This is a genomic window from Grimontia marina (genome assembly GCF_900060185.1).
GTDB classification, from domain to species: Bacteria; Pseudomonadota; Gammaproteobacteria; order Enterobacterales; family Vibrionaceae; genus Enterovibrio; species Enterovibrio marinus.
In genome coordinates this window covers 1-23,954 of the sequence record NZ_FIZY01000066.1, presented here as the reverse complement: position 1 = coordinate 23,954, position 23,954 = coordinate 1, and the positions used below count along the sequence as shown (strand labels likewise).

The window sequence follows — 23,954 nt, the reverse complement described above, 5'->3', positions numbered from 1 at the left end:
CACCTTCGCTTTAAATTCGGGTGAGTGGTTTCTACGTTTTCTTGTCATCATCTGCTCCAGTCTTTCTGGGGACTATCAAAACAGATCAATCACTTAAAGTCATGTCCGAAAATTGGGGGCCACTTCTGCATAAACTGCTGATGAAAGCAGGAACATACACCGTGCGATTTTCAAGTGTTTCACCCCTTTCGATAAAAGTAGACTTATCAGTCTGAACACGTATGATCTCGGGTAATATTTAATAGAAACAAACTAAACGTTTGTTTATAAAAAAGTTTAATTATGGTCAGAGAAGCAACACTTACTCCATACAGTAGATGGGCCAAGCCTTTGGTGTCAGAAGTGGCCGAAGTGATCAACCTATTAAAAGACAGCGGCTACGATTCCAATCAATTGGTTAGCGTAACAGGCATCCAGCAAAAGAATATCAATGCGTGGACGGCGCGTTATAAGAACGAACCTGACAACGTTTCAACAATTCCTTACCCATGCTGGTGCTTCTTGTGCGCGCTCGCTGGCAAGCCCAATATCCAAAGCAATGGTGAAGTGGTTGAAGTTAACGTAAGAAGGGTACTTTCTTATTTTAAACCGACGGCTTTCAGGCCTAATGACAAGTTTGTGTGCCCCACCAGCGATCAGTTCAGCGATTTGATTGATAACGACAATTACGAAGCACTGACCACCGAAAAGCTGTCAGAGGTGTTTAATTGGAATGCCAATAACTTTAAGCGCGGCATTGATAACGGCTCATTACCGTTCCTGAACTGGAGCCTGATCGTCATGAGCATGGGCATCGATATTCAAAAGATGATCCTGAAAGAGCTGAAAGGTCCAGTATCACTCGACGAATGTGATTGAGCCTCAGCCAACAATTCAATAATCGCAAAAACAAAAAAGGCGCTATCAAACCCTTGTTTGATAGCGCCTTTTTCTTTAGAGCTTCATAAGCCCCACAATCACACTTTGCTTAACGTCAGGTTTCGCGCTTAATCGATGTCGCAATCCGTACAGTTTTGCAGCGCGACTTCATGTTCAAACACGGCTTTATCACTGCCGTCAGCAAGAAGCTCTGCGATTTCATCCTCAACTGCTTGCTCATCTTCCGCTTTAACTTGATTCGCGAGTTCTTCTTCCGAGTAGCCAAAGAAGTTCAGCAGCAAGTAATCACGCGCTTCTTCTTTTGTGCAAGTCACGTTCACTGAAAGATCAGGTTCAACCTTGCCTTGCGCAATAATCGCTGCGATTTGGGCGACAACATCGTCTTTCATCGCTGAGATTAACCAACCAAGATCAGTACTCACTGTGGTGTTTTTGCAGTTAAAACAAGGCAGTTGGTGAAAGTAATATTGAAAATCAGTCATGGTCATTTTTCTTCCCGTGTTTTGTCGCGAGATTATGAGCGTTTTCTGGCAAAATACTAGTTGTATACCCCAATTAATAAGGCCAATCCCAATGTCTAATGTCGTTCAGTTCTCTAAGTTTGGTGGTAATAAGAAGGCTAAAAATTCTCCATCAGCCAATTCACCTAGTCTGAAGGAATTGAGGGAACAAGCGGCATTGCAACAAGAGAATCAATGCTACTTCTGCGGCACACGTAAAGAACCCAAAGACTTGCACTGGCTTAATCAGGTTGGCTTTAAGCCGAAGACCCATGTTGTCTGTGGTACGTGCAGCTCTGAGGCAAAATCGCATTCATTGGATGAACTGCGGATCATCCTTGCGCTGAAGGCAATGGACTTCAGAACCATTAAAATGAAACAGTACCTTGAGTTAAGGGAAAAAGGCGTTCGCATAGACGGTGTCAGTGAATACAAGTTTCACTTTGAAACGCTTGAGTGATAATGACCATAAGTAAAAGGGAGCCAACCGGCTCCCTTCCTATTCCGAATGACCAACCGACTCTAGCGCTGCAACACCCTCTCTATCTCATTCAGGCTCGACGGATCATCGATTGTTGAAGGCACCACATATTGCTCGCCATCGGCGATTTGGCGCATGGTTCTGCGCAAAATTTTACCGGAACGTGTTTTCGGCAATCTGTCGACAACCAATGCCAACTTGAAGCAAGCCACTGCGCCGATTTCTTCCCGTACTTTGGCAACAAGCTCTCCAGCCAATTGGTCTGAAGCTATGTCGACGCCGTCTTTCAGCACCACAAAGCCGACGGGTAGCTGCCCTTTTAGCTCGTCGTGAATACCAATGACCGCGCATTCAGCCACAGCAGGATGTGCACCGACGATCTCTTCCATTTCTCCGGTTGAGAGGCGGTGACCGGCGACGTTTATCACATCATCGATGCGGCCCATGATAAAGAGATAGCCTTCCTCATCTAAGTAACCGCCATCACCAGACACATAGTAGCCGGGGAATTGGCTAAGGTAGCCCGTCTCGAAGCGATCGTGATTGCGCCATACCGTCGGCAAACAGCTCGGCGGCAGCGGCCGTTTTAGTGCCACATAACCTTGCTGGTTGGCTTTGAGGCTGTTACCAAGTGCATCGAGTATTTCAACTTGATAGCCAGGTGTTGGCTTGGTCGATGAACCGGCTTTCACTGGCATCACTTCGATACCCATTGGGTCACAGGCAATCGCCCAGCCCGTCTCGGTTTGCCACCAATGGTCAATCACGGGTTTTCCAGTTTTTTCGACGACCCAATCGTAGGTCGGTGGGTCGAGCCTTTCGCCTGCCATAAAGATGGATTTCAGCGAGCTTAAATCGTACTCATTAACGTAGTTACCTTCTGGATCTTCTTTCTTGATGGCGCGAAAAGCCGTCGGTGCAGAGAAAATAACATTCACCGCATAGTCTTGGCATACCCGCCAAAAGGCACCGGGGTCCGGCGTTCGGACAGGCTTACCTTCAAACAAGATGGTGGTGCAGCCGTGGATAAGCGGCGCATAAACAATATAGGAATGCCCCACTACCCAGCCGACATCAGACGCTGCCCAGAACACACCATCTTGCGGCATATCGTACACAGCTTTCATCGAGTATTTCATCGCGACAGCATGGCCGCCGTTATCACGTACCACCCCCTTGGGTTTGCCCGTGGTGCCAGAGGTGTAAAGGATGTAAAGCGGGTCAGTGGCAAGAACAGGAACACAGTCATGGGGCTGCGCGGCCTGATACGCAGTTTGCCAATCCACATCGCGTTCTTGGTCTATCGGCGCGGCACATTCTGGGCGCTGCAACACCACCACCTTTTCAGGTTTCCAACGACTGTCCATAATGGCTTTGTCGACCAATGGCTTATATGGCAGCACCTTGTTCACTTCAACACCACAAGAGGCAGTCATCAGCACTTTCGGCTCTGCATCTTCAATGCGAACCGCCAGTTCGTTGGGTGCAAAACCGCCAAATACCACAGAGTGAATTGCGCCCAATCTTGCGCAAGCCAGCATCGCCATGGCAGCTTCAGGCACCATCGGCATGTAAATCACCACGCGGTCGCCTTTCTCAACGCCCATCCCAGCGAGCATACCCGCGATTTTTGCTACGTGGTCGCGCAGTTCAAAATAGCTGTAGGCTTGTCTTTTGGCGGTGACGGGAGAGTCATAGATCAGCGCGGTTTTATCACCGCGCCCGTTTTCGCAATGGTAATCCAATGCCAGCCAAGCAGTGTTCATCACTCCATCGGGGAACCAACGCTCAATGCCATTTTCATCGTTGGCCAGAATGGTTTTCGGCTTTTCAAACCAGTTCAATTGTTCGGATTGCTCGCGCCAGAAGGCTTCTGGCTCGGTTTGCGCTTTCGAGTATTCCTGTTGATAGCCAGACATATTGATTCCTCCAAAATGTCTTTCTGAACGCGTTAGCTTTCGCCGCGCTCGTTCACTTCTAGAACGCTGGAAGGCACATGAACGCGTCCCTCCATCAAAATACGGGCACTTCGGCTCATAGTCGCCTTTTCAACCCACCAGCCTTCGGGCTTAAGATGTGCCTTCGCGCCGACTTTTAGAGTGCCGGAAGGATGACCAAACACCACGTTTTCCCTTTCTCCACCACCAGCAGCGATATTGACGATGGTGCCCGGCACACATGCGGCGGCGGCGATGGCCACGGCTGCGGTTCCCATCATCGCGTGGTGCAATTTGCCCATCGACAAAGCTCGGACGAGTACATCGATTTCGGCCTCTTCCACCTTTTTCCCGCTGGAACTCTGGTAGCTTTTAGGCGGGGAAACGAACGCAATCTTCGGTGTGTGTTGACGGGTTTGGGCCTCTTCCACGGTTTGGTTTAAACCCATTTGGATAGCGCCATAAGCCCGGATTTTTTCAAACCTCGCCAATGCTTCCGCATCATTATTGATGGCGTCTTGAAGCTCTGTGCCTTCATAACCAAGCTCTGACGCATCAAGGAAAATGGTCGGGATGCCTGCATTGATAAATGAAGCGTGGAAAGCGCCAACTTCCGGCACTTCCAAGGTGTCGATAAGGTTCTCCGTTGGGAATAGAGAACCCGGCGCGCCCGCAGGGTATAGAAACTCCACCGGCACTTCGGCGGCGGGAAAGGTCACGCCATCGAGTTCGAAATCGCCGCTTTCCTCCACTTCACCGTCACGTATTGGCACGTCAACCACCAAGGTTTTACCGATATTGGCTTGCCAGATACGCACCGAGATAACACCGTTATCGACCATACGTTCCTTGGCAATCAAACCCGCATGCACCGCAAATGGCCCGACCGCTGCAGAAAGGTTGCCGCAGTTACCACTCCAATCGACGAAGGGTTTATCAATCGCGACCTGACCAAACAGGTAATCGACATCATGGTTATCGCGGGTACTTTTAGACACAATCACGGTCTTGCTGGTGCTGGACGTTGCACCGCCTATGCCATCAATCTGTTTGCTGTAAGGATCTGGGCTGCCAATCACCCGCATCAAAATGGCATCTCGCACTGCGCCCGGCGATTGCGCTTCAACCGGTAAATCTGTCAGCCTGAAGAAGACGCCTTTACTGGTGCCACCTCGCATGTAGGTGGCAGGAATTTTCAACTTCTTACTCATGCTCACCACCTACTGCGCCAGAAAATCTTGCGCAAAGCGTTGAAGTACGCCGCCTGCTTGATAAACCTTTACTTCATCTTCGGTATCAAGACGACAGGTCACTGCAACATCAAGCTTTTCACCGCTGGCTCGGGTGATGACCAAAGCCAAATCTGCGCCGGGTTTGATCTCCCCCATCACGTCATAAAGCTCAGTACCATCAATCCCCAAGGTGTTGCGATTAACGCCTTCCTTGAACTGCAAAGGCAACACGCCCATGCCGACCAAATTGGTGCGGTGAATACGCTCGAAGCCTTCTGCTGCAATGGCTTCAACACCCGCCAGACGAACGCCTTTTGCCGCCCAGTCACGTGAAGAGCCCTGTCCGTAATCTGCGCCAGCAATAATGATTAGCGGTTGTTTGCGTTCCATATACGTTTCTATCGCTTCCCACATGCGGGTGACGTTGCCTTCCGGCTCAACGCGCGCAAACGATCCTTGCACCACTTCGCCATTTTCCTTCACCATTTCATTGAGCAATTTCGGGTTGGCAAAGGTGGCGCGCTGAGCAGTTAGGTGATCGCCTCGGTGCGTCGCATAGGAGTTGAAATCGACGGGTTCCAAACCCATTTTTGCCAGATATTCGCCCGCTGCGCTCGATGGCAAAATGGCATTGGAAGGCGATAAATGGTCTGTCGTGATGTTGTCACCCAGCACCGCCAGCGGACGCATGCCTTTCAACGTACGCTCCCCCGCCAATACCCCCTCCCAATAGGGTGGTCTGCGAATGTAGGTACTCATTGGACGCCAGTCGTAAAGCGGGTCGCTCAGGCTTGAACTCTCATCTTGTTGGAACATTTCGACGTAAATACGCTGGAATTGTTCTGGCTTGACGGATTTGCCCACGACTTCGTCAATTTCTGCATCGGTCGGCCACAAATCGTTAAGGTAAATCGGCTTGCCGTTGGCATCAGTGCCTAACGCATCGCGTTCGATATCAAAGCGCATGGTGCCTGCAATGGCGTAAGCGACAACCAACGGCGGTGAGGCCAAAAACGCTTGTTTGGCGTGCGGATGGATTCGGCCATCAAAGTTGCGGTTACCAGAAAGCACCGCTGTCGCGTACAAGTCGCGCTCGATAATTTCCTGTTCGATAACCGGATCCAAGGCACCGCTCATGCCATTACAGGTGGTACAGGCATACGCCACAATGCCAAAGCCCAGCTGTTCCAGTTCAGACAACAGCCCTGCCTCTTCCAGATACAGCTTCGCCACTTTGGAACCTGGCGCGAAGGAGGTTTTCACCCAAGGTTTACGAACCAAGCCGAGTTCATTCGCTTTTTTCGCGACCAGACCAGCGGCAACCACGTTGCGCGGGTTACTGGTATTGGTACAGGAAGTAATAGCAGCGATGATAACCGCGCCATCCGGCATACTGCCTTCTAAGTTTGCTGGCGGCTGTGCTGACGCAATGCCGCGCTCAGCAAGTTCACTGGTAGGCAAACGGCGATGCGGGTTTGAAGGGCCTGCCATGTTACGCGTCACACTGGAAAGGTCGAACTCCAACACACGCTCATAAAGAGCGTTTTCTAAATCATCAGCCCATAAACCAACCGTTTTGGCGTAAGTTTCGACCAAATCAACTTGCTCAGGCTCGCGCCCTGTCAGTTTGAGATAATTGATGGTCTGCTCATCGATATAGAACATCGCAGCGGTCGCACCGTATTCTGGCGTCATGTTGGAGATGGTCGCCCTGTCACCAATAGTCAGTGCACGTGCGCCTTCGCCATAGAATTCAAGATAGCTCGACACCACGCGCTCGTTACGAAGAAACTCGGTGAGTGCCAACACGATGTCTGTGGCAGTAATGCCTTCCTGACGTTGACCCACCAATTTCACACCGACGATGTCCGGCAGTCGCATCATGGAAGGTCGACCAAGCATCACGGTTTCGGCTTCAAGGCCACCGACGCCAATCGCGATGACGCCCAAGGCATCAACATGCGGGGTATGGCTATCTGTGCCGACACAGGTATCGGGGAATACGACGCCTTGTTGGTTTTGGATAACTGGCGACATCTTTTCTAAGTTGATTTGGTGCATGATGCCGTTGCCCGCAGGGATTACGCTGACGTTTTTAAAAGCGGTTTTACACCATTCAATAAAGTGGAACCGGTCTTCATTGCGACGCTCTTCGATGGCGCGGTTCTTTTCAAACGCATCCGGTTCGAAGCCAGCATGTTCGACGGCCAGTGAATGGTCGACAATCAACTGGGTTTCCACCACAGGGTTAACCCGTGAAGGGTCGCCGCCTTGGTCTGCAATGGCATCGCGAAGGCCTGCCAAATCCACCAGCGCGGTTTGCCCCAGAATGTCGTGGCACACCACGCGCGCGGGATACCAAGGGAAATCAAGTTCCTTTTTGCCTTCGACAATTTGGGTCAGGCAGGCTTGTAAATCCGCCGGATTGCAGCGACGCACCAGTTGCTCTGCCAGTACACGGGATGTGTAAGGCAAGGTGTCATAGGCGTCCGGCTTGATGTCATTTACGGCTGCGCGAACATCGAAATAATCGAGTCCGGTTTGCGCGAGCGGCCTTCGGTATTGGGTATTGTTTTGCGTCATCGTCTGTTCCCTTTTTCCGCCTATTAACGCTGCTCAATCGGCAACCAATCGCGGGATTCCGGCCCGGTGTAATCGGCGCTCGGACGAATGATGCGGTTGTTTTCACGTTGCTCAAATACGTGTGCCGCCCAGCCTGTTAAACGGCTCATCACAAAAATCGGTGTGAACAATTTGGTCGGAATATCCATAAAGTGATAGGCAGTGGCGTGGAAGAAATCGGCATTACAGAACAAGCCTTTCTCGCGCTTCATGACGGCTTCAACACGTTCAGATACAGCATAAAGGTGGGTATCGCCGACCGCTTCAGAAAGTTCTTCTGACCAGCGTTTGATGAGCGCATTGCGCGGGTCACTTTCACGGTAAATCGCATGACCGAAGCCCATGATTTTGTCTTTGTTTTCCAGCATGCGCAGAATGTTCTGCTCAGCTTCATCGGGCGTTTGCCAGTTTTCAATCATCTCCATGGCCGCCTCGTTTGCCCCACCATGCAGAGGACCTCGCAAGGTGCCGATGGCCGCAGTAATGCAGGAGTGCAGGTCAGACAGCGTTGACGCACACACACGCGCCGCAAAGGTGGAGGCATTGAACTCATGCTCTGCGTAGAGGATCAACGAACAATGCATCACTTGTTTGTGCAGGTTGCTCGGTGCTTTGCCTGTCAGCATTTTCAGGAAGTAGCCGCCGGTGCAATCTTCACTGGTGCCTTCGGTATCAATACGCACACCGTCGTGGCTGAAGCGATACCAGTAACAAATGATGGCGGGGAACAGTGCCAGCATGCGCTCAGTGGCGTTCAACTGTTCAGAGAAATCCTGTTCTTGCTCTAGATTACCCAGAACCGAACAGCCAGTACGCATCACATCCATGGGGTGCGCTGAAGCGGGAATGAGTTCCAAAGCCTGTTTCAGCTCTGTCGGCAAACCGCGCAGACTCACCAGACGCGTTTTGTAATCGTCGAGTTCTTTTTGATTGGGCAGATGACCACGCAATAACAGATGCGCGACTTCTTCAAACTGCGCATTGTTCGCCAGATCGGTAATGTCATAGCCACGGTAAGTCAGCCCTGTGCCTGATTTTCCGACAGTACACAGCGCTGTTGACCCTGCACTTTGACCGCGTAGCCCTGCTCCACTTAGCTCTTTGTTTGGCATGTTGAACTCCTTTTCAGTTCGCTGTTGCCCTCTGTCGGGGCGTTATTGACGAACGGTTTCACGTATTGGATTTAGTTTTTGTATTCAAGCGTGAGTCTCAGCAAGCGCTTGTTAACGGGTGTTCTTTTCAATCATCACGATTTGTCTTGTGCGAACAGATCGTCCAGTTTGTTTTCGTAATCGTGATAGTTGAGGTAGTCGTAGAGCTCGGCGCGGGTTTGCATTGAATCGACCAATGCTTCTTGGTTGCCCTCTTCGAGAAGGTGGCGATAGACGTTTTCCGCCGCTTTGTTCATTGCCCTGAACGCACTCAGCGGGTAAAGCACCATGTCGACGTCCACTGCGGCCAATTCTTCACAGGTATAAAGCGGGGTTTGACCGAACTCAGTGATGTTGGCGAGGATAGGCACAGGTTTGCCAATCGCACTACGCAGCGCGCTGGAAAACTGTTGATATTGTTCCAGCTTGTTCATCGCTTCTGGGAAGATCATGTCGGCACCGGCTTCTATGCAGGCAATTGCTCGCTCGATGGCGCTATCCATGCCTTCCACGGCCAACGCATCGGTGCGTGCCATGATCACAAACTGGTCATCTGTTCGGGCATCGACGGCGGCTTTTACGCGGTCGACCATTTCCTGCTGGCTAACAATCGCTTTGTTCGGACGATGACCACAGCGTTTTTGTGCCACCTGATCTTCCATGTGCACCGCTGCAGCGCCTGCTTTCTCCATCGCTTTGATAGTGCGGGCGATATTGAATGCGCCGCCGAAACCCGTATCGATATCGACCAGCAAGGGCAAATCACAGGCATTAGTAATGCGTTCGACATCAACCATCACATCATTCAGCGTGGTAATGCCAAGATCAGGCAGACCGTAACTTGCGTTGGCGATACCACCACCAGAGAGGTAAATGGCTTGATGGCCGAGGCGTTGTGCCATCATGGCGCAGTAAGGATTAATGGTGCCGACAATTTGCAGTGGGTTGTTCTGCTCAACGGCTTGTCGGAATTTGGCTCCAGGGGAGAGTGTCATAGTCAGGTCCTTCTAATCTTTTAAGATTTGTTGTTCGATTGCCTTTCGGCTGCCCGCGATATGGCGACGCATTGCCAGCTCAGCTAACTCTTCGTCACGGTTACGGATCGCGTGCAAAATAAACTTGTGCTCTTCTAACGCATGATTGGGTCGGGATTGAGTCTTGGGTGATTGGTAGCGGTACATACGGAGCAAGTGGTAAAGCTCGCCACAAAGCAAATTGATCAGCTTTTGATTGCGGCTGGCCATGATCACCCGATAGTGGAAATCAAAGTCGCCGTATTGATGGAAGTAAGATGCGCCCTCGACTTCGTCGATATGTCTGGAGTGCTTGGTGAGCAAATCTTCAATGCCCTGAAGCTCATCCTGCTTGATGTTTCTGGCTGCCAGTCGCGCCGCCATGCCTTCCAACGCTTCACGCACTGCATACAACTCAACGAGCTTCTCTGGCGTTAAGGTAATGACACGCGCCCCAACATGGGGAATACGCTCAATCAGCCCAAGCCCTTCCAGGCGCATAATGGCTTCGCGCAACGGCCCACGGCTGCATTCATAACGGCGGGCGAGTTCTGGTTCAGAGATTTTGCTTCCCGACGCGATTTCGCCAGAGACGATAGCCTCAACCAGCAAAGCAGTCAGATTTTCCGACTTGGTGTTTTCTTTCGATGTGGGACTCACGCTTTCCAGCGTCTCGCTTAATGCGTTGTTTTCGCTCATTGTGTTCCTTGTCCAATGGCTGTGTTGACAGTGTTTGTCGTAGTTTCCCCAGCGCTTTTATGAGCATTTCTGGAGGAAATTGAGATATCGATACATCCTCAACATTGTCTACAATTTAATCTCATGAACATAATTTAGACACTGAAAGAGGATTAGATCAAGAGGATTGTCGACAATTAAGACCAAGGTATAAGGTCATCAATAAGGAAGTTAAAGAAGCGTTAAGAAGTGATAGATTTGTGGGACAGGCAAATGAGAGACATAGTCTTGATAGCATGGCTATTGAGTATTCACGCATAAATAGCGTAGATTTTAAGTCACCCCTTCGCAGTCGAGATGAAGAAGAAAAATGGCTAACATCATGGAGCAATTAGCGTTTTCCCTTTCTCTCGTTGCACCGATCTTTTTCATAATTTCCCTTGGCTATATCTTCAAAAGACTAAAGTGGACCAACGCCAACTTTAACGATGTTGCCTCGCGACTAGTGTTCAATGTCGCCCTGCCTGCAATGCTGTTTTTAAGTATTGCCACGGCTGACCATAACTTCTCGCAAGCCACAGAATTTCTGGCTTTTTCCGTGGTCATGACGGTGATTTTTTTCCTGTTTTGTATCGCGTCCACCAAACTGGCTTTCAAGGGAAATCCAGATCACGGCGTACTGATACAAGGGAGCTTTCGTGCCAACACCGCCATCATTGGTATCGCTTACGTTGAAAACGCCTATGGCAGCCAAGGACTGGCACTCGCGGCAATTTATGTGGCGGTGATTACCGTCGTATATAACATTCAAGCGGTGATCTGCTTGTCGCCGCGCTCGGCGGGTTCCAAGCTGCAGTCCACGAAAACCATATTTATCAATCTGGCCAAGAACCCGCTGATCATCGCGATTGCACTTGGCGTTGTTGTTTCACTGCTGAATATCACTCTCCCACCTGTGATTGTCGACACGGGCAACTACCTTTCCCGAATCGCACTTCCACTCGCGCTCTTGTGTACGGGTGGCAGCTTGGATTTCCGCATGATGAGAGAGGAGAAAAAGCCCACCTGGTTTGCAGCTTCTAACAAGCTCATGGTTGCACCTTTCGCCTTTACCTTGATTGGTTACCTTTATGGATTCAGAGGGCTGGAACTTGGGATTCTGTTCTTCATGAACGCCGCACCAGTGGCAGCAGCAAGCTATGCAATGACACAAGCCGCCGGAGCCAATACCTCGTTGAGCGCCAATATCATTGGGCTCACTACCTTGTTTTCGAGTGTGACTGTGTGTGTGGGGTCATTGGTGTTGAAAGTGTTGGGGCTGATATAGAGACAACACGGACTATTGAAAGCGAGTCAATTCTCCTCGCTGGCATTGTCTAATCCGAAGATTAGCTGCTACTCGCTTATATATAGGACACTCTGCAAGTTCACCTACCACCATACTTATTCGGTCAAAATTCAATATAGACCGTGTTAACAACCCCAAACGTGTCGACTTATCAGCCACTATCTGGACGTGCTTCTGAAGGAGCCGTCATTCAACCAAGAGGAAATGAATCTAGTTCATCTAGGTTTCATATTGGTGTGCCTTTGAGTTTACCCACGGCTCGACCGTTTTCTCTTTCATCATCTAATGCCTTTAAGAAAAATGAAGTTAATCATGAAGAGCATGAAGCAAACTCTCTCGCCAAGTGCATGATGAAAGGAATCAACCCGTCCTTTTATCCAACGCAAAGCTCGCCCTTAAAAGAAGGCAACCACCCTAAATTAGAAAGAGGTGGAACCCCAATGCGTCACGATATCGCACAACAACTTCCTCATTGCAGTAATCGGTCTTTAAAACCTGTTTATATACACCAAGGCAAGCAGGCAAACGTTATGACCAAAGGATTAGGCTCTCACGCGTTTGCATACAAAAATCACATTTGGCTTGGTGCTTCAACCCCTTCCTCTCTTAATCACACATTAGCTCATGAGTTTGCACATGTTCTGCAATGGCAACGTGGTGCTTCTGCTCGAATACGCGCGGACATTTTTGACGAGTCGTTAGTTCGACAGTTAACGCCGGAGGACTTTGATGGAATAAACGCAGATACCATTGAAACCTTGATGTCATCTTTGTCAGCGTATAAAGACAACTTTCAGGAAGGCTCTGACGATCGCCTCGCATTGGAAGAAAACTACCAAGTTGCTTCTCAGGTACTCTCCGAAAGAACCACATCCAGGCTAGAACCTCCACCTACGGAAGAAGAGCAAAGACAACAGAGGAGGCAACGAAGAAGAGAGCGAGCCGCTATGGACCGTGACATTCAGCGTATCATGAATCTGGTTCAGGAAGTGCACGTAAGCGACGATGAAGAAGCCCAGATATTGCGCATCATCGAGCAATATGCAACCTCCACAGGGCGCTTTGATACTTTCCTAAGCGCACTTGAAAACAGACACTACTATGGAGGTATATTTGGCGATTTCCATTTCCGAAACGGCATAATGGCAGTAAACATGGAACTCGAAGGAAGGCGAGGACGACGCTTTCATCAATTACTTCGCCAGAAGAGCCGAAGATATCGAAACTACCAGCAAGATGATGAAATCACTTTTTCGGAAAGTTTTTGGCAAGACGTGGTAAGTGGGCAAGTTAGAGACCAAATCTTTGCTTATTTTCAAGGGATGGGCGAAGCAGGTGTGGCGATGGCAGAATCTATCATCTCCCTAGTCCGAGACCCCGTTGGATTTCTGCGTGGATTAGCCGAACTGCCGGATACGATCGCGCAATTTTGGCGCCGTAGAGAGCAAATCATACGACGCTTTACTTCAGCCTCCCCTACTGAACAAGCAAGAATAATAGGACGAATTTTTGGGGAGGCGGAAATTTTTCTTGCAAGCATGGGAGCCGGAGCATCAACAACACCCGCTCGTGGTGCTGCCGCCACAGTGCCACTGAGAGCAGAGGCGGTCGTTGCTGTTGGTCGAGGTTCAGCGGCGATGAGCCAAGGTGGCACAATGGCACTCGACTTGGGAAGGCTTGGGCCGCTTGCTGGTTCAAGCGCCCAAATGGTTGCACACACCAGTCATGCGGGAAGCGGTAACCGATCGGCGCAAGAGACAACAGCGGCGGCAGAAGACGCGACTACCTCTTCCCGTTCTAGTTCTAGCTCAGGCACCCCAGCTGATGATGCAAGGCAAGTAGAAATAGTCGAAGAATTTGCTGACGCGCAATCTCATCACCGACGACACGACGTAGCTCCTGAAGGTACGAGAGATATAGGCACGACAACACGCCCAAGAACCTCTTCATTAACCGACGCTGAAATGCTAGCCGCTAATTTAGAACTCGCACTCGGAACACGCCCCTTGGATAATCATGCTCACCATATTGTTCCCAAGGGTATGGCGGACGCGGAACCAGCCAGAGCTATTCTTGAGGCTTTTAATATCAGAATCAACGCCGCAGAGAATGGTGTTTGGTTGCCTATGGACTACGGGGTGCCTAACATTAGCACAAGTGCTATTCATTCAACTCTCCATAAACCCGGTTATATAAATTGGGTAAACGAAACTCTTGTCCAAGCGTCTCACTTCGGAAGACGGGGCGTATTGGAGGCGCTTTCCAGTCTTCGAAGTCAAATAAACAATGGTCATCACCCTATTAATTAACGCTGCACAATACCCGTAGATGTATTTTGAAACAGCTACTTATCCCAATAAGGCGTGCCCTCAAATCGGGCGGCCAGGAAATCAATCAAAGTTCTGACTCGGCGTGATAAATGCCGTGTCTGCGGGTAAATCGCATAGGCGTTGAGCTCACCAAACGCATAGCCGGGCAGTACCACTTCTAGACGTCCTTCTCTGATGGCCTGATGGACAACAAACGTTGGCAGGTGGGCAATGCCCATTCCTTTTGCTGCCGCGGAGAGTAGAAACTCCCCACTGCTACCCTTCAATGCAGGCTTAATCTTCACTTTTTGCAGCTTACCTTCCGGTGTGTTTAACCTCCAATGACTGACATCTTTACTCAGGCTGTAGACCAGCGCTTGGTGGTGACTAAGATCGGAAAGAGATTCAGGAAAGCCATGTTCTTGTAGGTATTCTGGACTGGCACAAAGCACATGTCGAACTGTAGCAATTTTTCTGGCGAGCAACGTCGAGTCTGGCAAGTCGGCAATACGAATGGCGAGATCGTAACCTTCCTGTATCAAATCAACCTGTCGGTCATTGAAGTCCAGTTCAAACTCAATTTGTGGGTGTTCTTGAAGAAAGTCGTTAATGGCTGGGCCAATATGTAGCACGCCGAATGTTGAGGGAACAGCAACCTTTAACGGCCCTTTCAGCACGCAATGTGCCTGAGAAGTCATTTCCTCTGCTTCACGCAAGTCTTCGAGAATGCGCAGGCAATGCTTGTAATATTCCGTGCCTGTTTCCGTGGCATGCATGGTGCGTGTTGTGCGGTGGAACAGTTGAACATTCAGGTGTTCTTCCAGCTCTTTTAAACGTCGGCTGACTGCAGATTTGGCAATGTTCATGCGGTCTGCTGCACCGCTGATACTACCAATCTCAACCACCCTCACAAAGGTTTCCATATTGGTGAACTTGTCCATCGCCTCTCCAATTGTTCTCTTAGGGAGAACACTGAATTACTTAGAATGCTGTTTTTTCTTTATTCGAGAATTTCTAGAGTGAACACAAATGGACGACAAGTAAAGGAAAGCAAGACACGCAGTTAATGATGCAGAATTTTGGTAACGGCCGCGGCACCGAAGAAATCGTAGCGACAGATGCAGACATTCTAATCGGTAAAGGCGGTACGATTGGACTCGACCTAGGCGGCAAGAATGTTGAAATCATAGACTTTGGTTTTGCTCAGACAGGCGGTGATCTGTTCGTTTGGGAGCCAAAATCAAAAACCATGTGGACAGGTAACCCAGTTATCACTGTCAAACCCTCGCTACCTTGGCTTTTAGATGGACACTTGCTGGAAACTCTGGATTCAGTGAAGAAAGTGCAGTTGCCAGAGTTTACTGGCTACGCCCTTCGTAATTGGGTTCACCCAGGTCTGAACGTACCTGCAGCTTACCGCGATTTGTCTAAGCAGCAGTAACCTCCAGTACCCGTTCTAACGACAAACAGCCACCTTTCGGGTGGCTGTTTTGTTAGGCCTTTCCTAAACCATTGCGGCGCGACTCGAAGAATCAGCGCCAGTCTGCTTTGTCTGAATCATCAAGGGGTATCCTTTCGCCAGACGGTATATGGAGAAAGGAAAAGATAATGAGGGGAAAACTCGTCGCGATGGTATTGGGTACCTTGGTAGCCACTGGTTGCGTCAACAGGGATGAAATTTATGCCAACCCGCCTCAGGAGTTGATTGACGGCGTTGAGCAACTGATGCCTGCTGCAGCCAAGTTCACCCACGAAGCCGAGGCAGAAGCACTGGAGAAAGGTATTCCCTTAACACCTCAAGAGGTACTTATCGCGGAAAAGATGGGTGTAAAACATCCCGAAAAGGTTCGGGTTTATTATGTAGATAAACTGCCTGCACCAACCGACCCGGAGTTACTAGAAATCGCCAAACGCGTGGGTTACACCAACCCCAATATGGCAGGGTACACCTTTGGCTACGGCATTTGGATTCAAAACCGCTACAAATCCCAACGTGATCTGCTGCCTCACGAATTAGTGCACGTGATGCAATCAGAGAGAGCTGGACTCACCGCCCAAACCCGCGAGTACCTGATGCAGATGTTTGTTTATGGCTACTACAACGCGCCGATGGAAGTCGAAGCGCGAAAACTCACCTCTCACTATAACTAACCACGACAAAGGGCGTCGATAAGCGCCCTTTCTATATATACCCAAACAACCCAAAATCAGCTTCGGTTCATCATCAGCAAGTTTCCACCTGACACGCCAAGTACAACCGAACACCCGCGGTTAAACCAGCGCGCCATTTTGGGCTTACTAAACCATTGGCGAAGATAAATGCCGAAAAGCGCATACATAGAAATAGCGACGACTTCCAACACCAAGAAAGTTAGCCCCAGAATAAAGAACTGCTGATTGATGGGGGCGGACGGGTCAACGAACTGTGGCAGAAATGCAGTAAAAATAAGGATGGCCTTTGGATTACCCGCGGCGAGCGCAAACTCTTGTTGAAGCAGTGCTTTCACCTTTTTATCCGCTTCAATGTCATTAACCAGGCTCGACGTTGACCGCCAAAGTTGGAAAGCAATCCAGAACAGATACATGGCGCCAACTAGCTTTATCGCCAGAAAGACCTTTTCCGATGCGTAGAGGATGACCGCCAAACCAGAGGCGGTTAAAGCAATCATTACCGCAAAGGCCGCTATTCGGCCAAAGCTGGCAACCAGCGCAGGCCGAAAGCCATAACAACGGGCATTATTCATCGCGAGCAGATTGTTTGGCCCCGGCGTCATGTTTAAAGCAAAGCAGGCGGGGATAAACAACAGAAAGGTGATCAGTTCCATTAGTGTGTCTTTCCGTTTTTTTGGTGAAATTTCACCCTATCGGGAAGCGCACTGCGCCGTCAACCATTCATAGAAATGATTGGCCACAGGATGATCATCACAGGCGGCGCTTCGATAAAGATAGTATCCACCACTTTCCACCTGATTCACTGAATCGTCCGGCCAAGGCACCAGCTCACCGCGCTCCAAGTAATCCTGCAGGAGGGAAACCCGCCCAACCATCGCTCCCTGCCCGTCCAAGACCGATTGCAGCAATAAAGCATACAAACTGGAACGACGCGTTCGCGCTTGGATACTGCTGAACTTGTCTTGCCAAAACCGCCAATCATCATGCCAGTGCATGTCTTGGTAAAAGACGGGGTCATCCTTCCCTTTATAATTAGGCGCACTCACAGGTAACAGAGTCTCGCTCCATAGCTTTTTCCAGCGACGACCAGGGTCATGAAGGAAATAGCCCAGCGCAAGATCGGTTTCTTCCGGTTGACCGGAAACGGTCGACATTGCGGTGATTTCCAATTCATGTTCCGGAAAGTCATGCTGATAACTTCCCAAACACTTTTGCAACCAGAACTGAGCAATAGCGTGCTGTGTCGCCAAGCGAACTGGCCTTAGCTTTCCATGACGAACTCGTTCAACGTTCTCTTCAAAATCTTTTAGCGCTTGTTTAACCAGCACTAAAAATTCTTTGCCTTTGGGCGTGAGTGAAACCCCTTTCCCATGCCTAGCGAACAAGGAGACGGCTAAATAGCTTTCGAGTTTTTTGACCTGATACGCCACTGCAGATGCAGTCAGGAATAACTCTTCTCCCGCTCTAGCAAAGCTTTCATATTCGGCAGCAGCTTCAAAAGCCACCAGCGCATCTAAAGGAGGAAGTTGTGGGAAGCGAACAGAACGCATGCGTTAAGCCCAAAATTATTTTTGCCTAATACAAAAAATAATCCATTTGAGCGAAATGGTCTTCCGCGTTGAGATAGATACATCACGAAACAGAGCAAGGACGGCAAAAATGACATTTCATAAGAAGCCTTGGGTAGCAGAAAGCATCAATGATTACGCGAAAGACACCGTAGGCAATATCAGCGCGCTGAACGAATCAGGTGTCATTGCGGCAATTTATGCGCTTTCCGATGAGAACCGGAACATCCACGAAAGAGAGTGCATCAACCTCAACCCAGCCACCAATATCATGAACCCAAAAGCAGAAGCGCTGTTGGCAACAGGTATTGGTACGCGCCCTTCTCTTGGCTATCCCGGCGACAAGTATGAAATGGGGCTGGAAGCCATCGAGAAAATCGAGATCATTGCAGCGCAATTGGCGTGTGATGTTTTTGATGCGAAATTCTCTGAAATCCGCGTCGCCTCAGGGGCGATGGCAAACCTTTATGCCTTTATGGCGACGACACAACCGGGCGACACCATTCTCGTTCCACCAGCTTCTATCGGTGGTCATGTTACTCACCATAATGCAGGTGCGGCGGGATTATATGGGCTTAATATTGTCGAAATGAAAGCCGACGCCGAGCACTACACCGTCGACTTGGATGCGCTAAGAGAGCAAGCACACGCCCTCAAACCTAATTTGATCACCATTGGTGGAAGCTTAAACCTCTTGCCCCACCCTGTTGCAGACATCCGAGCTATTGCCGATGAAGTCGGTGCAAAAGTGCTGTTCGATGCAGCGCACCAATGCGGGATTATCGCAGGCAAAAGCTGGCCAAATCCACTCGCCGAAGGTGCTCATTTGATGACCATGAGCACCTATAAAAGCTTGGGAGGTCCTCCGGGCGGGCTGATCGTCTCCAACGATGCTGCTTTGATGGAACGCATTGACGCTATTGCCTTCCCCGGGTTAACCGCGAATTTTGACGCTGCCAAGTCTGCCGCTCTTGCTGTCTCGCTGTTGGACTGGAAGTCGTTTGGCACTGATTATTCCAACACCATGATTGATGCTAATAAAAAGCTGGCAAATGCCTGTCAGGAGGAAGGGTTACCTGTGTTTCAAGTAATAGGGTCAGATGGACAAACAACTTCTGAATCTCACCAATTTGCCATTCAGGCAACACCATTTGGTGGCGGGCAAACTATGGCAAAGAAACTACGCAAAGCGAACATTCTGACCTGTGGGATTGGCTTGCCAATAAAAGCCGTGGACGGCGATATGAACGGCCTTCGCTTTGGTACACCCGAAATTGTTCGGGCGGGAATGACATCAGAGCAAATGCCTGAAGTCGCCAGGTATATTGCTGATTCATTGTTAAGCAGAAAGCCTGATGAGGAAACAGCAAAAGCAGTCTCATCGCTTCGCAGGCAGTTCACAACCATGCGCTACGTCCACAGTTAAACCCTGCATTCGGCTGGGCACGCACCACGCTTCTCGAAAATACAGGTCATTGGAAACAAAGAACGCGCGGCTCCGTTAGGACAAATAGACCGTCTTGGTGTTGTAGCGCAGTTACTGGCAAAACCCGCTCTGCTCTGATAGAAAGATGTAATTAACGAGGCTCTACCCGGATACACGAACGCAATTTGACAAGGCCACAACATACCAGTGGCCTTTTTTATAGAGATGAATCGCTTACCTGCGACTCAATCAATGTGGCACACAAAGCGGCCACGTTTCTTCCACTTTGAGCTTGGAAGGGATCTGCAATGTCTCTTGACGGAAGATGGAAATAAAAGGCTTATAGTCGTCTTGATCAAGCGTGACAACATGTCGTAACCCCATGCCATCGCAAGCCAGACGACTGATTACCTGCCCTGTCGAACTAGGAAACAGGTTGTGCTGAAGCGTAATTTTATCCCCAAACCTTGTGGTCAACTCAACGTCAAAACCGGGTTGCGGTGCGCCATCCAAATTTAGCGAAGAAGCTGTTCTGGGATGCTCCGTCGTTAGCATATAGCTACCGTGTTTGAGCCAATCGGGCTCGTTGTAATCGCCACAGTTTTCAATCCGATACCCATTGTAAGGGTCGCCATTAATGGCCGTCGGCGCTAAATCTTGATTTGGCCCAGCACCATCTTCTTTTAAAATTTTATAGGAAGGTGGGTTATTAGGGTCATAGTTATCGTACCCCCCCGTGTAGAGTTGAGATTTGTAATCGGTTACTTGAACAGTCGCACCATAATAACTCTGTACATTGTGTTTGGGCGTGAGTTTCAACTCGATCAAATACTCTTTAAGGTCTGGATCACTGACACTCAACAGCTCACTATCAATCGCAGCAACAACGGTTGAACGTGCACCGGATGGTCCATTTAAATACATGTCGATATAGTTGTGTCCTACGGGGTCAGGTCTATCAAATCCCGCTGGCCAGAAGGCGTTAACGTTTATGTCCCATCCCGTGAAAAGATCTAATGAGGTGATCACATAGTCCACGTCCAAAAGCACGTGATTACCATTTAATATTGGCGAAGCTGGTGCAATGTGCACGGCTTTGATCGCATCCCCCGTCGAATAAGCGTTGACATTTTTTGTGTGGTTATAAGCTTGATTCATATAGAGGTTGCCTTGAGAGTGGGCAACGAGAACAATCTTGCTCCCATGCCACACCAAGGCGTCAAGAATAGCCTCATGCTCTTTGCTGGTTTGGATATCCTCTTGGTTGTTATAGAGAAAGGTCAGTAGCGTTGTAATGACATCATGACGCTGTTCGCTCAACGCAGCTTGAAGTAATTTAAAATACCCTGATAGCACATCGCCTAAGTAATCAAAAAAGCCCGAAGATTGCTCACCACGCAATATTGGCCAGAACAGCTCCCAGCGTTCAGAAAGGATCTGATCATACTCGGCGGAACGCTGCTCAAATGTTTCAGCAAAATCTTCCAGTGCAGTAACAAATCCATTGGCTTTACCGCTCTGGTTATAGGCAAGCACGTAGCGAAGTTTTGCTTGATTGTATTGCGCTCCATGCCCCAATGCTGACTCTGTTGCGAGTATATTGTCCTCAGCCTCTTGCCTGTCAGTCAGCACGCCATTGAAGAAAACGATGGCGTAATCTTCGATTTTGCAGGTATTTGTTGCATGAGTTTGAAAGGATATCGCGGAGCTAAAAACTAGCAACACGCACATTAACTTACTCGCACGCATTTTCATGGCCTCCAACAGAGAAAGCCATGCCATTTGCAACTTTGTTACCTTTCAGGTAGTGCATCGTGCGTGCTTTGGTATTGTAAGTAAGTGCTTTAAGCGTGCGGGTGACTTTTGAAAAACCTGAACCCAGTGATTCCATCAAACACCGTTTAGAACGAATGCTATCGCTTGAAAGCTGTCGCATCGCTGCTTTACCTTCCTCTTCACCTAGCGAATCCCAATCAACTTTCATTTCGTTTTGAAGTGATTTCGCGTGCTGTATTAGCGCTTGTTTCACCGTTTCATCAGCGTCCGTATCAGAAATGATCATGTCGATATCATCACGTACTCCATTCCCATCATCATCAGTACCCTCTAGGCTTTCTGTCCTATCGAGTTGAGGTTCATGATTTGAATAAGACAATTCCAGTGATTTCTTAACGCTTTCCGCCAAGGTCACGGTTTCTGTCGGCGCTGAGGGAGAGGGACTGGGTGTATTTGAATCGGTGGTATTACTATCGCTGTTGCATCCTGACAGGATCAAAAACAGCAAGGGGTAGAATGAAATCCGTTTCATTTAAAAATCCATTTAGCTAGCCAAAAAGAAATAACCTAAACAGAATCTGTTTCTGACTTCTGTCGTGCTTAGGTATATATACCCAAACAACCAATTTAAAAGGATTTTCATCGATGCTCTGGCTTATTAGTGAGACGCAGCTGTTAGGAAAACCAGACGCTATATGCATTTAATGACGCAGATTACGCTAACTATTCACCTATTCGGTAACGTAAACCCAGCGACATCAAGGTCATCTCTATGCAGGGTAACGTGGATTGTTGAAAATACAAATCCAATGCTTTTTGGCGGCAGCAGAGCAAAACATTTAGAAGATAGCCATGCTGGGGGCATATCTTTGCCAAATCGCGCTCTATACACGCCAAATAACTCAGCTAGTTAGGCAAATCAGCCTCAGTGGGTTAAAAGCCGTTTGAAACTAACGGTATGGAAAAGTAGCGTGATCGCGCCCTTCAACCGCTAACAAAAAAACCGCTCAAAAAGCGGGTTTAGTCAACAACCTTAAACCGGCCTCTTTAAAGAGGCCTGTTTGCCTTAAAGTTACAGCCAGGAGAGTAAACTGTAGACCTTAGAAATCACCATCTTTAATGTAAGGGTGTGTCCAAAGAATCACAGACAGAATGACTGCTTTTCTCCACGCCTCATACATAGCATCAACCTCTTTTTGCGATGCGTTGCCGTTTTGCAAAAACGGTTTGATGGTCGTTGTAATTGGGTAGATAAACGCCACCATGTATCTGTAATCAATGTGGTCAACTGAATTCACGTTATCAGTACGGTTCTTACCCACGCTGTGGTGACGTTTGGCAATTTCATGCTGATAATTCAACCACTGCTGGTCATAATTTGCATCGGTCAAATCCAAAATCCACTGCTCAAAGCGGTCCCTGACTCTTGAAAGGTATTCACCGTTTGCTTCGCCCGATTCCTTGTTTGAAAAATAGTAAAGCAGATGGGGATTTGCACCTACATAACCGTACCAAGTATCGAGAATCTCAGTAATTTGAGGTTTAAGAATTTTTTGGGCCTGACGAAGCGCCTTCACATCCTCGGGACCAAAGAAAATGGTTTTTTGTAACAGTGCAAATTCCTCTGGTGTGACAGGGGAGGTTTCCAAGGATTTTGAGTAAGCATCGTAACCAGGGATATTGCTACCAGAATTATTACCAGCACTGACTGCTGTTCCTGTGCACCCTAAAAGTACCGATGCACTGAAAAGCGCGTATACAAGCTTCTTCATATTTACCTCTCATTGCTTCAAATTTAGTGGTTATTTTCCATACACCTCGGCACTATTCCTATCGCGCCAACATCGGGTATCGAATCGAAACTTTTTATGTTTCGTGTCGATACTATATGTCAGGTTATTTGAAAACGTCAATAGCACTAAAGAAATCATTTAGAGATCAAATAAAGGTGGGCACTGCAGAATGGCTCGCAGGGGCTTACTGATAAGTCAATTATCATTGCCCAAGCAGGTACTGGAAAAATATCAGTTATTCAAAGATGGGTCTGAAAAAGCGCCGTTCGTAGCTTATGGTTATTTGGGTATACATCTCCTAATCAGCGAGACTCGGAAAAGTGAAAAGCGCCACCGATACATTGTTAACCTCGCTCTGAAGGCAAGAAATAGCCGTTGTGTTAGCCGCCAAACTTGTTCACCAGCGGAATCCACATCTTGGCGTATTGCTCAAACTCAGCAACTTTCCTCGGATCGATGACATATTTGAGATAACACGTAACCATTTTGCTCTCCCTGTTTGTACCCGTCTTATTCAGGTCACGTTATCGATTTTCGGGCTCGATATGTTTGAACTGCTCACTAAACGCTTTGAGTTCTTCAATGGTGTAACGCGTATTTACCCGCTTGGTCGAGGGTATTTGGTGATGAAGGCTCACTCCTTCACGTCGTGCTGTTTTCGGACGGATGGGCCTTGGCATAAATCCACCGCCACAGTTTGGGCAAACGTTAGAAAGGATGTCTTCCACACAAGTGACACAGAAGGTGCATTCGTAGGTACAGATCATCGCCTCGGTTGAATCAGGCAACAGGTCTTTATCGCAGCATTCGCAGTTAGGTCTGATTTCCAGCATGGGCAAATTCCTTTTTTGAAAGTGACAGTGTCAGTGCAATCACATACATCAAATACTACAGAGTGAATCCACTTAGGCCTCAGGAAAAAACATCAATTGTTTTGCGGGGTGCATATTTCGGAGCATTCCGATCAGTCATTTCGGGATTATCCGATCACCCATTTCGGTTTAAACCGATCACTGATTCCGCGATTATCCGATCACTTTTAGCCTCACTCCGAAATCGGTGATCGGAA

General features: G+C 48.8%; 21 protein-coding genes and 2 pseudogenes. 8 read left to right on the top strand and 15 right to left on the bottom strand.

Going from position 1 to position 23,954, the window contains the following annotated elements; translation table 11 throughout:
* Positions 1 to 282: 282 nt before the first annotated feature.
* On the top strand, positions 283 to 858 hold the full coding sequence (locus tag GMA8713_RS22310; protein WP_062714394.1) for a hypothetical protein: 576 nt from the start codon (positions 283 to 285) through the stop codon (positions 856 to 858).
* A gap of 128 nt (positions 859 to 986) precedes the next feature.
* Here GMA8713_RS22310 and GMA8713_RS22305 read toward each other — a convergent pair whose 3' ends face one another.
* Positions 987 to 1,361, bottom strand: a complete 375-nt coding sequence (locus GMA8713_RS22305; protein ID WP_062714398.1) for a hypothetical protein — start codon at positions 1,359 to 1,361, stop codon at positions 987 to 989.
* Positions 1,362 to 1,452: 91 nt separating this feature from the next.
* On the opposite strand from GMA8713_RS22305, the gene GMA8713_RS22300 reads away from it, so the two are divergent.
* Complete coding sequence (locus GMA8713_RS22300) at positions 1,453 to 1,839, top strand: hypothetical protein (protein WP_062714391.1); 387 nt, start codon at positions 1,453 to 1,455, stop codon at positions 1,837 to 1,839.
* A 62-nt stretch (positions 1,840 to 1,901) separates the two neighbouring features.
* Here the strand turns inward: GMA8713_RS22300 and GMA8713_RS22295 are convergent, their stop codons facing one another.
* The 6 genes from GMA8713_RS22295 to GMA8713_RS22270 all read right to left on the bottom strand — a co-directional run bounded on the left by GMA8713_RS22295 (position 1,902) and on the right by GMA8713_RS22270 (position 10,514).
* Entirely contained in the window at positions 1,902 to 3,779 is a 1,878-nt protein-coding gene (locus GMA8713_RS22295; protein WP_062714389.1) for a propionyl-CoA synthetase, read from the bottom strand.
* A gap of 32 nt (positions 3,780 to 3,811) precedes the next feature.
* On the bottom strand, positions 3,812 to 5,008 hold the full coding sequence (gene prpF / locus GMA8713_RS22290) for a 2-methylaconitate cis-trans isomerase PrpF (protein WP_062714387.1): 1,197 nt from the start codon (positions 5,006 to 5,008) through the stop codon (positions 3,812 to 3,814).
* Positions 5,009 to 5,017: 9 nt separating this feature from the next.
* On the bottom strand, positions 5,018 to 7,612 hold the full coding sequence (gene acnD, locus GMA8713_RS22285) for a Fe/S-dependent 2-methylisocitrate dehydratase AcnD (protein ID WP_062714385.1): 2,595 nt from the start codon (positions 7,610 to 7,612) through the stop codon (positions 5,018 to 5,020).
* A 23-nt stretch (positions 7,613 to 7,635) separates the two neighbouring features.
* Positions 7,636 to 8,763 carry a bifunctional 2-methylcitrate synthase/citrate synthase gene (prpC, locus tag GMA8713_RS22280; protein ID WP_062714383.1) on the bottom strand — a complete coding sequence of 376 codons (1,128 nt, stop codon included), beginning with the start codon at positions 8,761 to 8,763 and terminating at the stop codon, positions 7,636 to 7,638.
* Between the two features lie 134 nt (positions 8,764 to 8,897).
* Positions 8,898 to 9,797 (bottom strand): methylisocitrate lyase, encoded by a 900-nt coding sequence (prpB, locus tag GMA8713_RS22275; protein WP_062714381.1) that lies wholly within the window; start codon positions 9,795 to 9,797, stop codon positions 8,898 to 8,900.
* A 12-nt stretch (positions 9,798 to 9,809) separates the two neighbouring features.
* On the bottom strand, positions 9,810 to 10,514 hold the full coding sequence (locus GMA8713_RS22270; protein WP_062714379.1) for a GntR family transcriptional regulator: 705 nt from the start codon (positions 10,512 to 10,514) through the stop codon (positions 9,810 to 9,812).
* Positions 10,515 to 10,863: 349 nt separating this feature from the next.
* On the opposite strand from GMA8713_RS22270, the gene GMA8713_RS22265 reads away from it, so the two are divergent.
* Together GMA8713_RS22265 and GMA8713_RS22260 are read left to right on the top strand one after the other, a co-directional pair.
* Positions 10,864 to 11,820, top strand: a complete 957-nt coding sequence (locus GMA8713_RS22265; protein WP_062714377.1) for an AEC family transporter — start codon at positions 10,864 to 10,866, stop codon at positions 11,818 to 11,820.
* Positions 11,821 to 12,077: 257 nt separating this feature from the next.
* Positions 12,078 to 14,150: an AHH domain-containing protein gene (locus GMA8713_RS22260; protein WP_422615209.1), complete on the top strand. Its 2,073-nt coding sequence runs from the start codon at positions 12,078 to 12,080 to the stop codon at positions 14,148 to 14,150.
* 35 nt (positions 14,151 to 14,185) lie between these two features.
* Here the strand turns inward: GMA8713_RS22260 and GMA8713_RS22255 are convergent, their stop codons facing one another.
* Positions 14,186 to 15,091, bottom strand: a complete 906-nt coding sequence (locus GMA8713_RS22255; protein ID WP_062714376.1) for a LysR family transcriptional regulator — start codon at positions 15,089 to 15,091, stop codon at positions 14,186 to 14,188.
* Between the two features lie 125 nt (positions 15,092 to 15,216).
* Between GMA8713_RS22255 and GMA8713_RS22250 the strand changes: the two genes are divergently transcribed.
* The gene (locus GMA8713_RS22250) at positions 15,217 to 15,591 is read left to right on the top strand and encodes an MBL fold metallo-hydrolase (RefSeq protein WP_062714374.1); all 375 of its coding nucleotides are present in this window, start codon (positions 15,217 to 15,219) and stop codon (positions 15,589 to 15,591) included.
* 167 nt (positions 15,592 to 15,758) lie between these two features.
* Positions 15,759 to 16,301, top strand: a complete 543-nt coding sequence (locus GMA8713_RS22245) for a hypothetical protein (protein WP_046305473.1) — start codon at positions 15,759 to 15,761, stop codon at positions 16,299 to 16,301.
* A 56-nt stretch (positions 16,302 to 16,357) separates the two neighbouring features.
* Here the strand turns inward: GMA8713_RS22245 and GMA8713_RS22240 are convergent, their stop codons facing one another.
* Entirely contained in the window at positions 16,358 to 16,975 is a 618-nt protein-coding gene (locus GMA8713_RS22240; RefSeq protein ID WP_062714372.1) for a LysE family translocator, read from the bottom strand.
* 36 nt (positions 16,976 to 17,011) lie between these two features.
* Positions 17,012 to 17,872, bottom strand: a complete 861-nt coding sequence (locus GMA8713_RS22235) for a LysR family transcriptional regulator (RefSeq protein WP_062714369.1) — start codon at positions 17,870 to 17,872, stop codon at positions 17,012 to 17,014.
* Between the two features lie 109 nt (positions 17,873 to 17,981).
* Between GMA8713_RS22235 and glyA the strand changes: the two genes are divergently transcribed.
* Positions 17,982 to 19,316: a serine hydroxymethyltransferase gene (glyA, locus tag GMA8713_RS22230; RefSeq protein WP_062714367.1), complete on the top strand. Its 1,335-nt coding sequence runs from the start codon at positions 17,982 to 17,984 to the stop codon at positions 19,314 to 19,316.
* A gap of 249 nt (positions 19,317 to 19,565) precedes the next feature.
* On the opposite strand, the gene GMA8713_RS22225 is transcribed toward glyA, so the two are convergent.
* A complete protein-coding gene (locus GMA8713_RS22225) occupies positions 19,566 to 21,098 on the bottom strand; it encodes a hypothetical protein (RefSeq protein ID WP_157515726.1) in 1,533 nt (510 codons plus the stop codon).
* Positions 21,052 to 21,624 carry a hypothetical protein gene (locus GMA8713_RS22220; protein WP_062714364.1) on the bottom strand — a complete coding sequence of 191 codons (573 nt, stop codon included), beginning with the start codon at positions 21,622 to 21,624 and terminating at the stop codon, positions 21,052 to 21,054. The genes GMA8713_RS22225 and GMA8713_RS22220 overlap by 47 nt, the downstream gene beginning before the upstream one ends.
* Before the next feature lie 218 nt (positions 21,625 to 21,842).
* Here GMA8713_RS22220 and GMA8713_RS28250 point away from each other — a divergent pair.
* Positions 21,843 to 22,040: pseudogene (locus tag GMA8713_RS28250) on the top strand (IS5/IS1182 family transposase); the annotation flags it as partial.
* A 152-nt stretch (positions 22,041 to 22,192) separates the two neighbouring features.
* Here the strand turns inward: GMA8713_RS28250 and GMA8713_RS22215 are convergent.
* The 3 genes and pseudogenes from GMA8713_RS22215 to GMA8713_RS22205 form a co-directional block, all read right to left on the bottom strand.
* Entirely contained in the window at positions 22,193 to 22,864 is a 672-nt protein-coding gene (locus GMA8713_RS22215; RefSeq protein ID WP_232314524.1) for a protoglobin domain-containing protein, read from the bottom strand.
* Positions 22,865 to 23,120: 256 nt separating this feature from the next.
* Positions 23,121 to 23,370 (bottom strand): annotated as a pseudogene (locus tag GMA8713_RS22210) (NIPSNAP family protein).
* A 39-nt stretch (positions 23,371 to 23,409) separates the two neighbouring features.
* Positions 23,410 to 23,718 carry a DUF1272 domain-containing protein gene (locus GMA8713_RS22205; protein WP_062714362.1) on the bottom strand — a complete coding sequence of 103 codons (309 nt, stop codon included), beginning with the start codon at positions 23,716 to 23,718 and terminating at the stop codon, positions 23,410 to 23,412.
* Positions 23,719 to 23,954 lie beyond the last annotated feature (236 nt).

Excerpts from the sequence above, each read along its gene's own strand:
- GMA8713_RS22310 (WP_062714394.1), top strand. The coding sequence starts at position 283 with ATGGTCAGAGAAGCAACACTTACTCCATACAGTAGATGGGCCAAGCCT.
- GMA8713_RS22305 (WP_062714398.1), bottom strand. The coding sequence starts at position 1,361 with ATGACTGATTTTCAATATTACTTTCACCAACTGCCTTGTTTTAACTGC.
- GMA8713_RS22300 (WP_062714391.1), top strand. The coding sequence starts at position 1,453 with ATGTCTAATGTCGTTCAGTTCTCTAAGTTTGGTGGTAATAAGAAGGCT.
- GMA8713_RS22295 (WP_062714389.1), bottom strand. The coding sequence starts at position 3,779 with ATGTCTGGCTATCAACAGGAATACTCGAAAGCGCAAACCGAGCCAGAA.
- prpF (WP_062714387.1), bottom strand. The coding sequence starts at position 5,008 with ATGAGTAAGAAGTTGAAAATTCCTGCCACCTACATGCGAGGTGGCACC.
- acnD (WP_062714385.1), bottom strand. The coding sequence starts at position 7,612 with ATGACGCAAAACAATACCCAATACCGAAGGCCGCTCGCGCAAACCGGA.
- prpC (WP_062714383.1), bottom strand. The coding sequence starts at position 8,763 with ATGCCAAACAAAGAGCTAAGTGGAGCAGGGCTACGCGGTCAAAGTGCA.
- prpB (WP_062714381.1), bottom strand. The coding sequence starts at position 9,797 with ATGACACTCTCCCCTGGAGCCAAATTCCGACAAGCCGTTGAGCAGAAC.
- GMA8713_RS22270 (WP_062714379.1), bottom strand. The coding sequence starts at position 10,514 with ATGAGCGAAAACAACGCATTAAGCGAGACGCTGGAAAGCGTGAGTCCC.
- GMA8713_RS22265 (WP_062714377.1), top strand. The coding sequence starts at position 10,864 with ATGGCTAACATCATGGAGCAATTAGCGTTTTCCCTTTCTCTCGTTGCA.
- GMA8713_RS22255 (WP_062714376.1), bottom strand. The coding sequence starts at position 15,091 with ATGGACAAGTTCACCAATATGGAAACCTTTGTGAGGGTGGTTGAGATT.
- GMA8713_RS22250 (WP_062714374.1), top strand. The coding sequence starts at position 15,217 with ATGATGCAGAATTTTGGTAACGGCCGCGGCACCGAAGAAATCGTAGCG.
- GMA8713_RS22245 (WP_046305473.1), top strand. The coding sequence starts at position 15,759 with ATGAGGGGAAAACTCGTCGCGATGGTATTGGGTACCTTGGTAGCCACT.
- GMA8713_RS22240 (WP_062714372.1), bottom strand. The coding sequence starts at position 16,975 with ATGGAACTGATCACCTTTCTGTTGTTTATCCCCGCCTGCTTTGCTTTA.
- GMA8713_RS22235 (WP_062714369.1), bottom strand. The coding sequence starts at position 17,872 with ATGCGTTCTGTTCGCTTCCCACAACTTCCTCCTTTAGATGCGCTGGTG.
- glyA (WP_062714367.1), top strand. The coding sequence starts at position 17,982 with ATGACATTTCATAAGAAGCCTTGGGTAGCAGAAAGCATCAATGATTAC.
- GMA8713_RS22225 (WP_157515726.1), bottom strand. The coding sequence starts at position 21,098 with ATGGCATGGCTTTCTCTGTTGGAGGCCATGAAAATGCGTGCGAGTAAG.
- GMA8713_RS22220 (WP_062714364.1), bottom strand. The coding sequence starts at position 21,624 with ATGAAACGGATTTCATTCTACCCCTTGCTGTTTTTGATCCTGTCAGGA.
- GMA8713_RS22215 (WP_232314524.1), bottom strand. The coding sequence starts at position 22,864 with ATGAAGAAGCTTGTATACGCGCTTTTCAGTGCATCGGTACTTTTAGGG.
- GMA8713_RS22205 (WP_062714362.1), bottom strand. The coding sequence starts at position 23,718 with ATGCTGGAAATCAGACCTAACTGCGAATGCTGCGATAAAGACCTGTTG.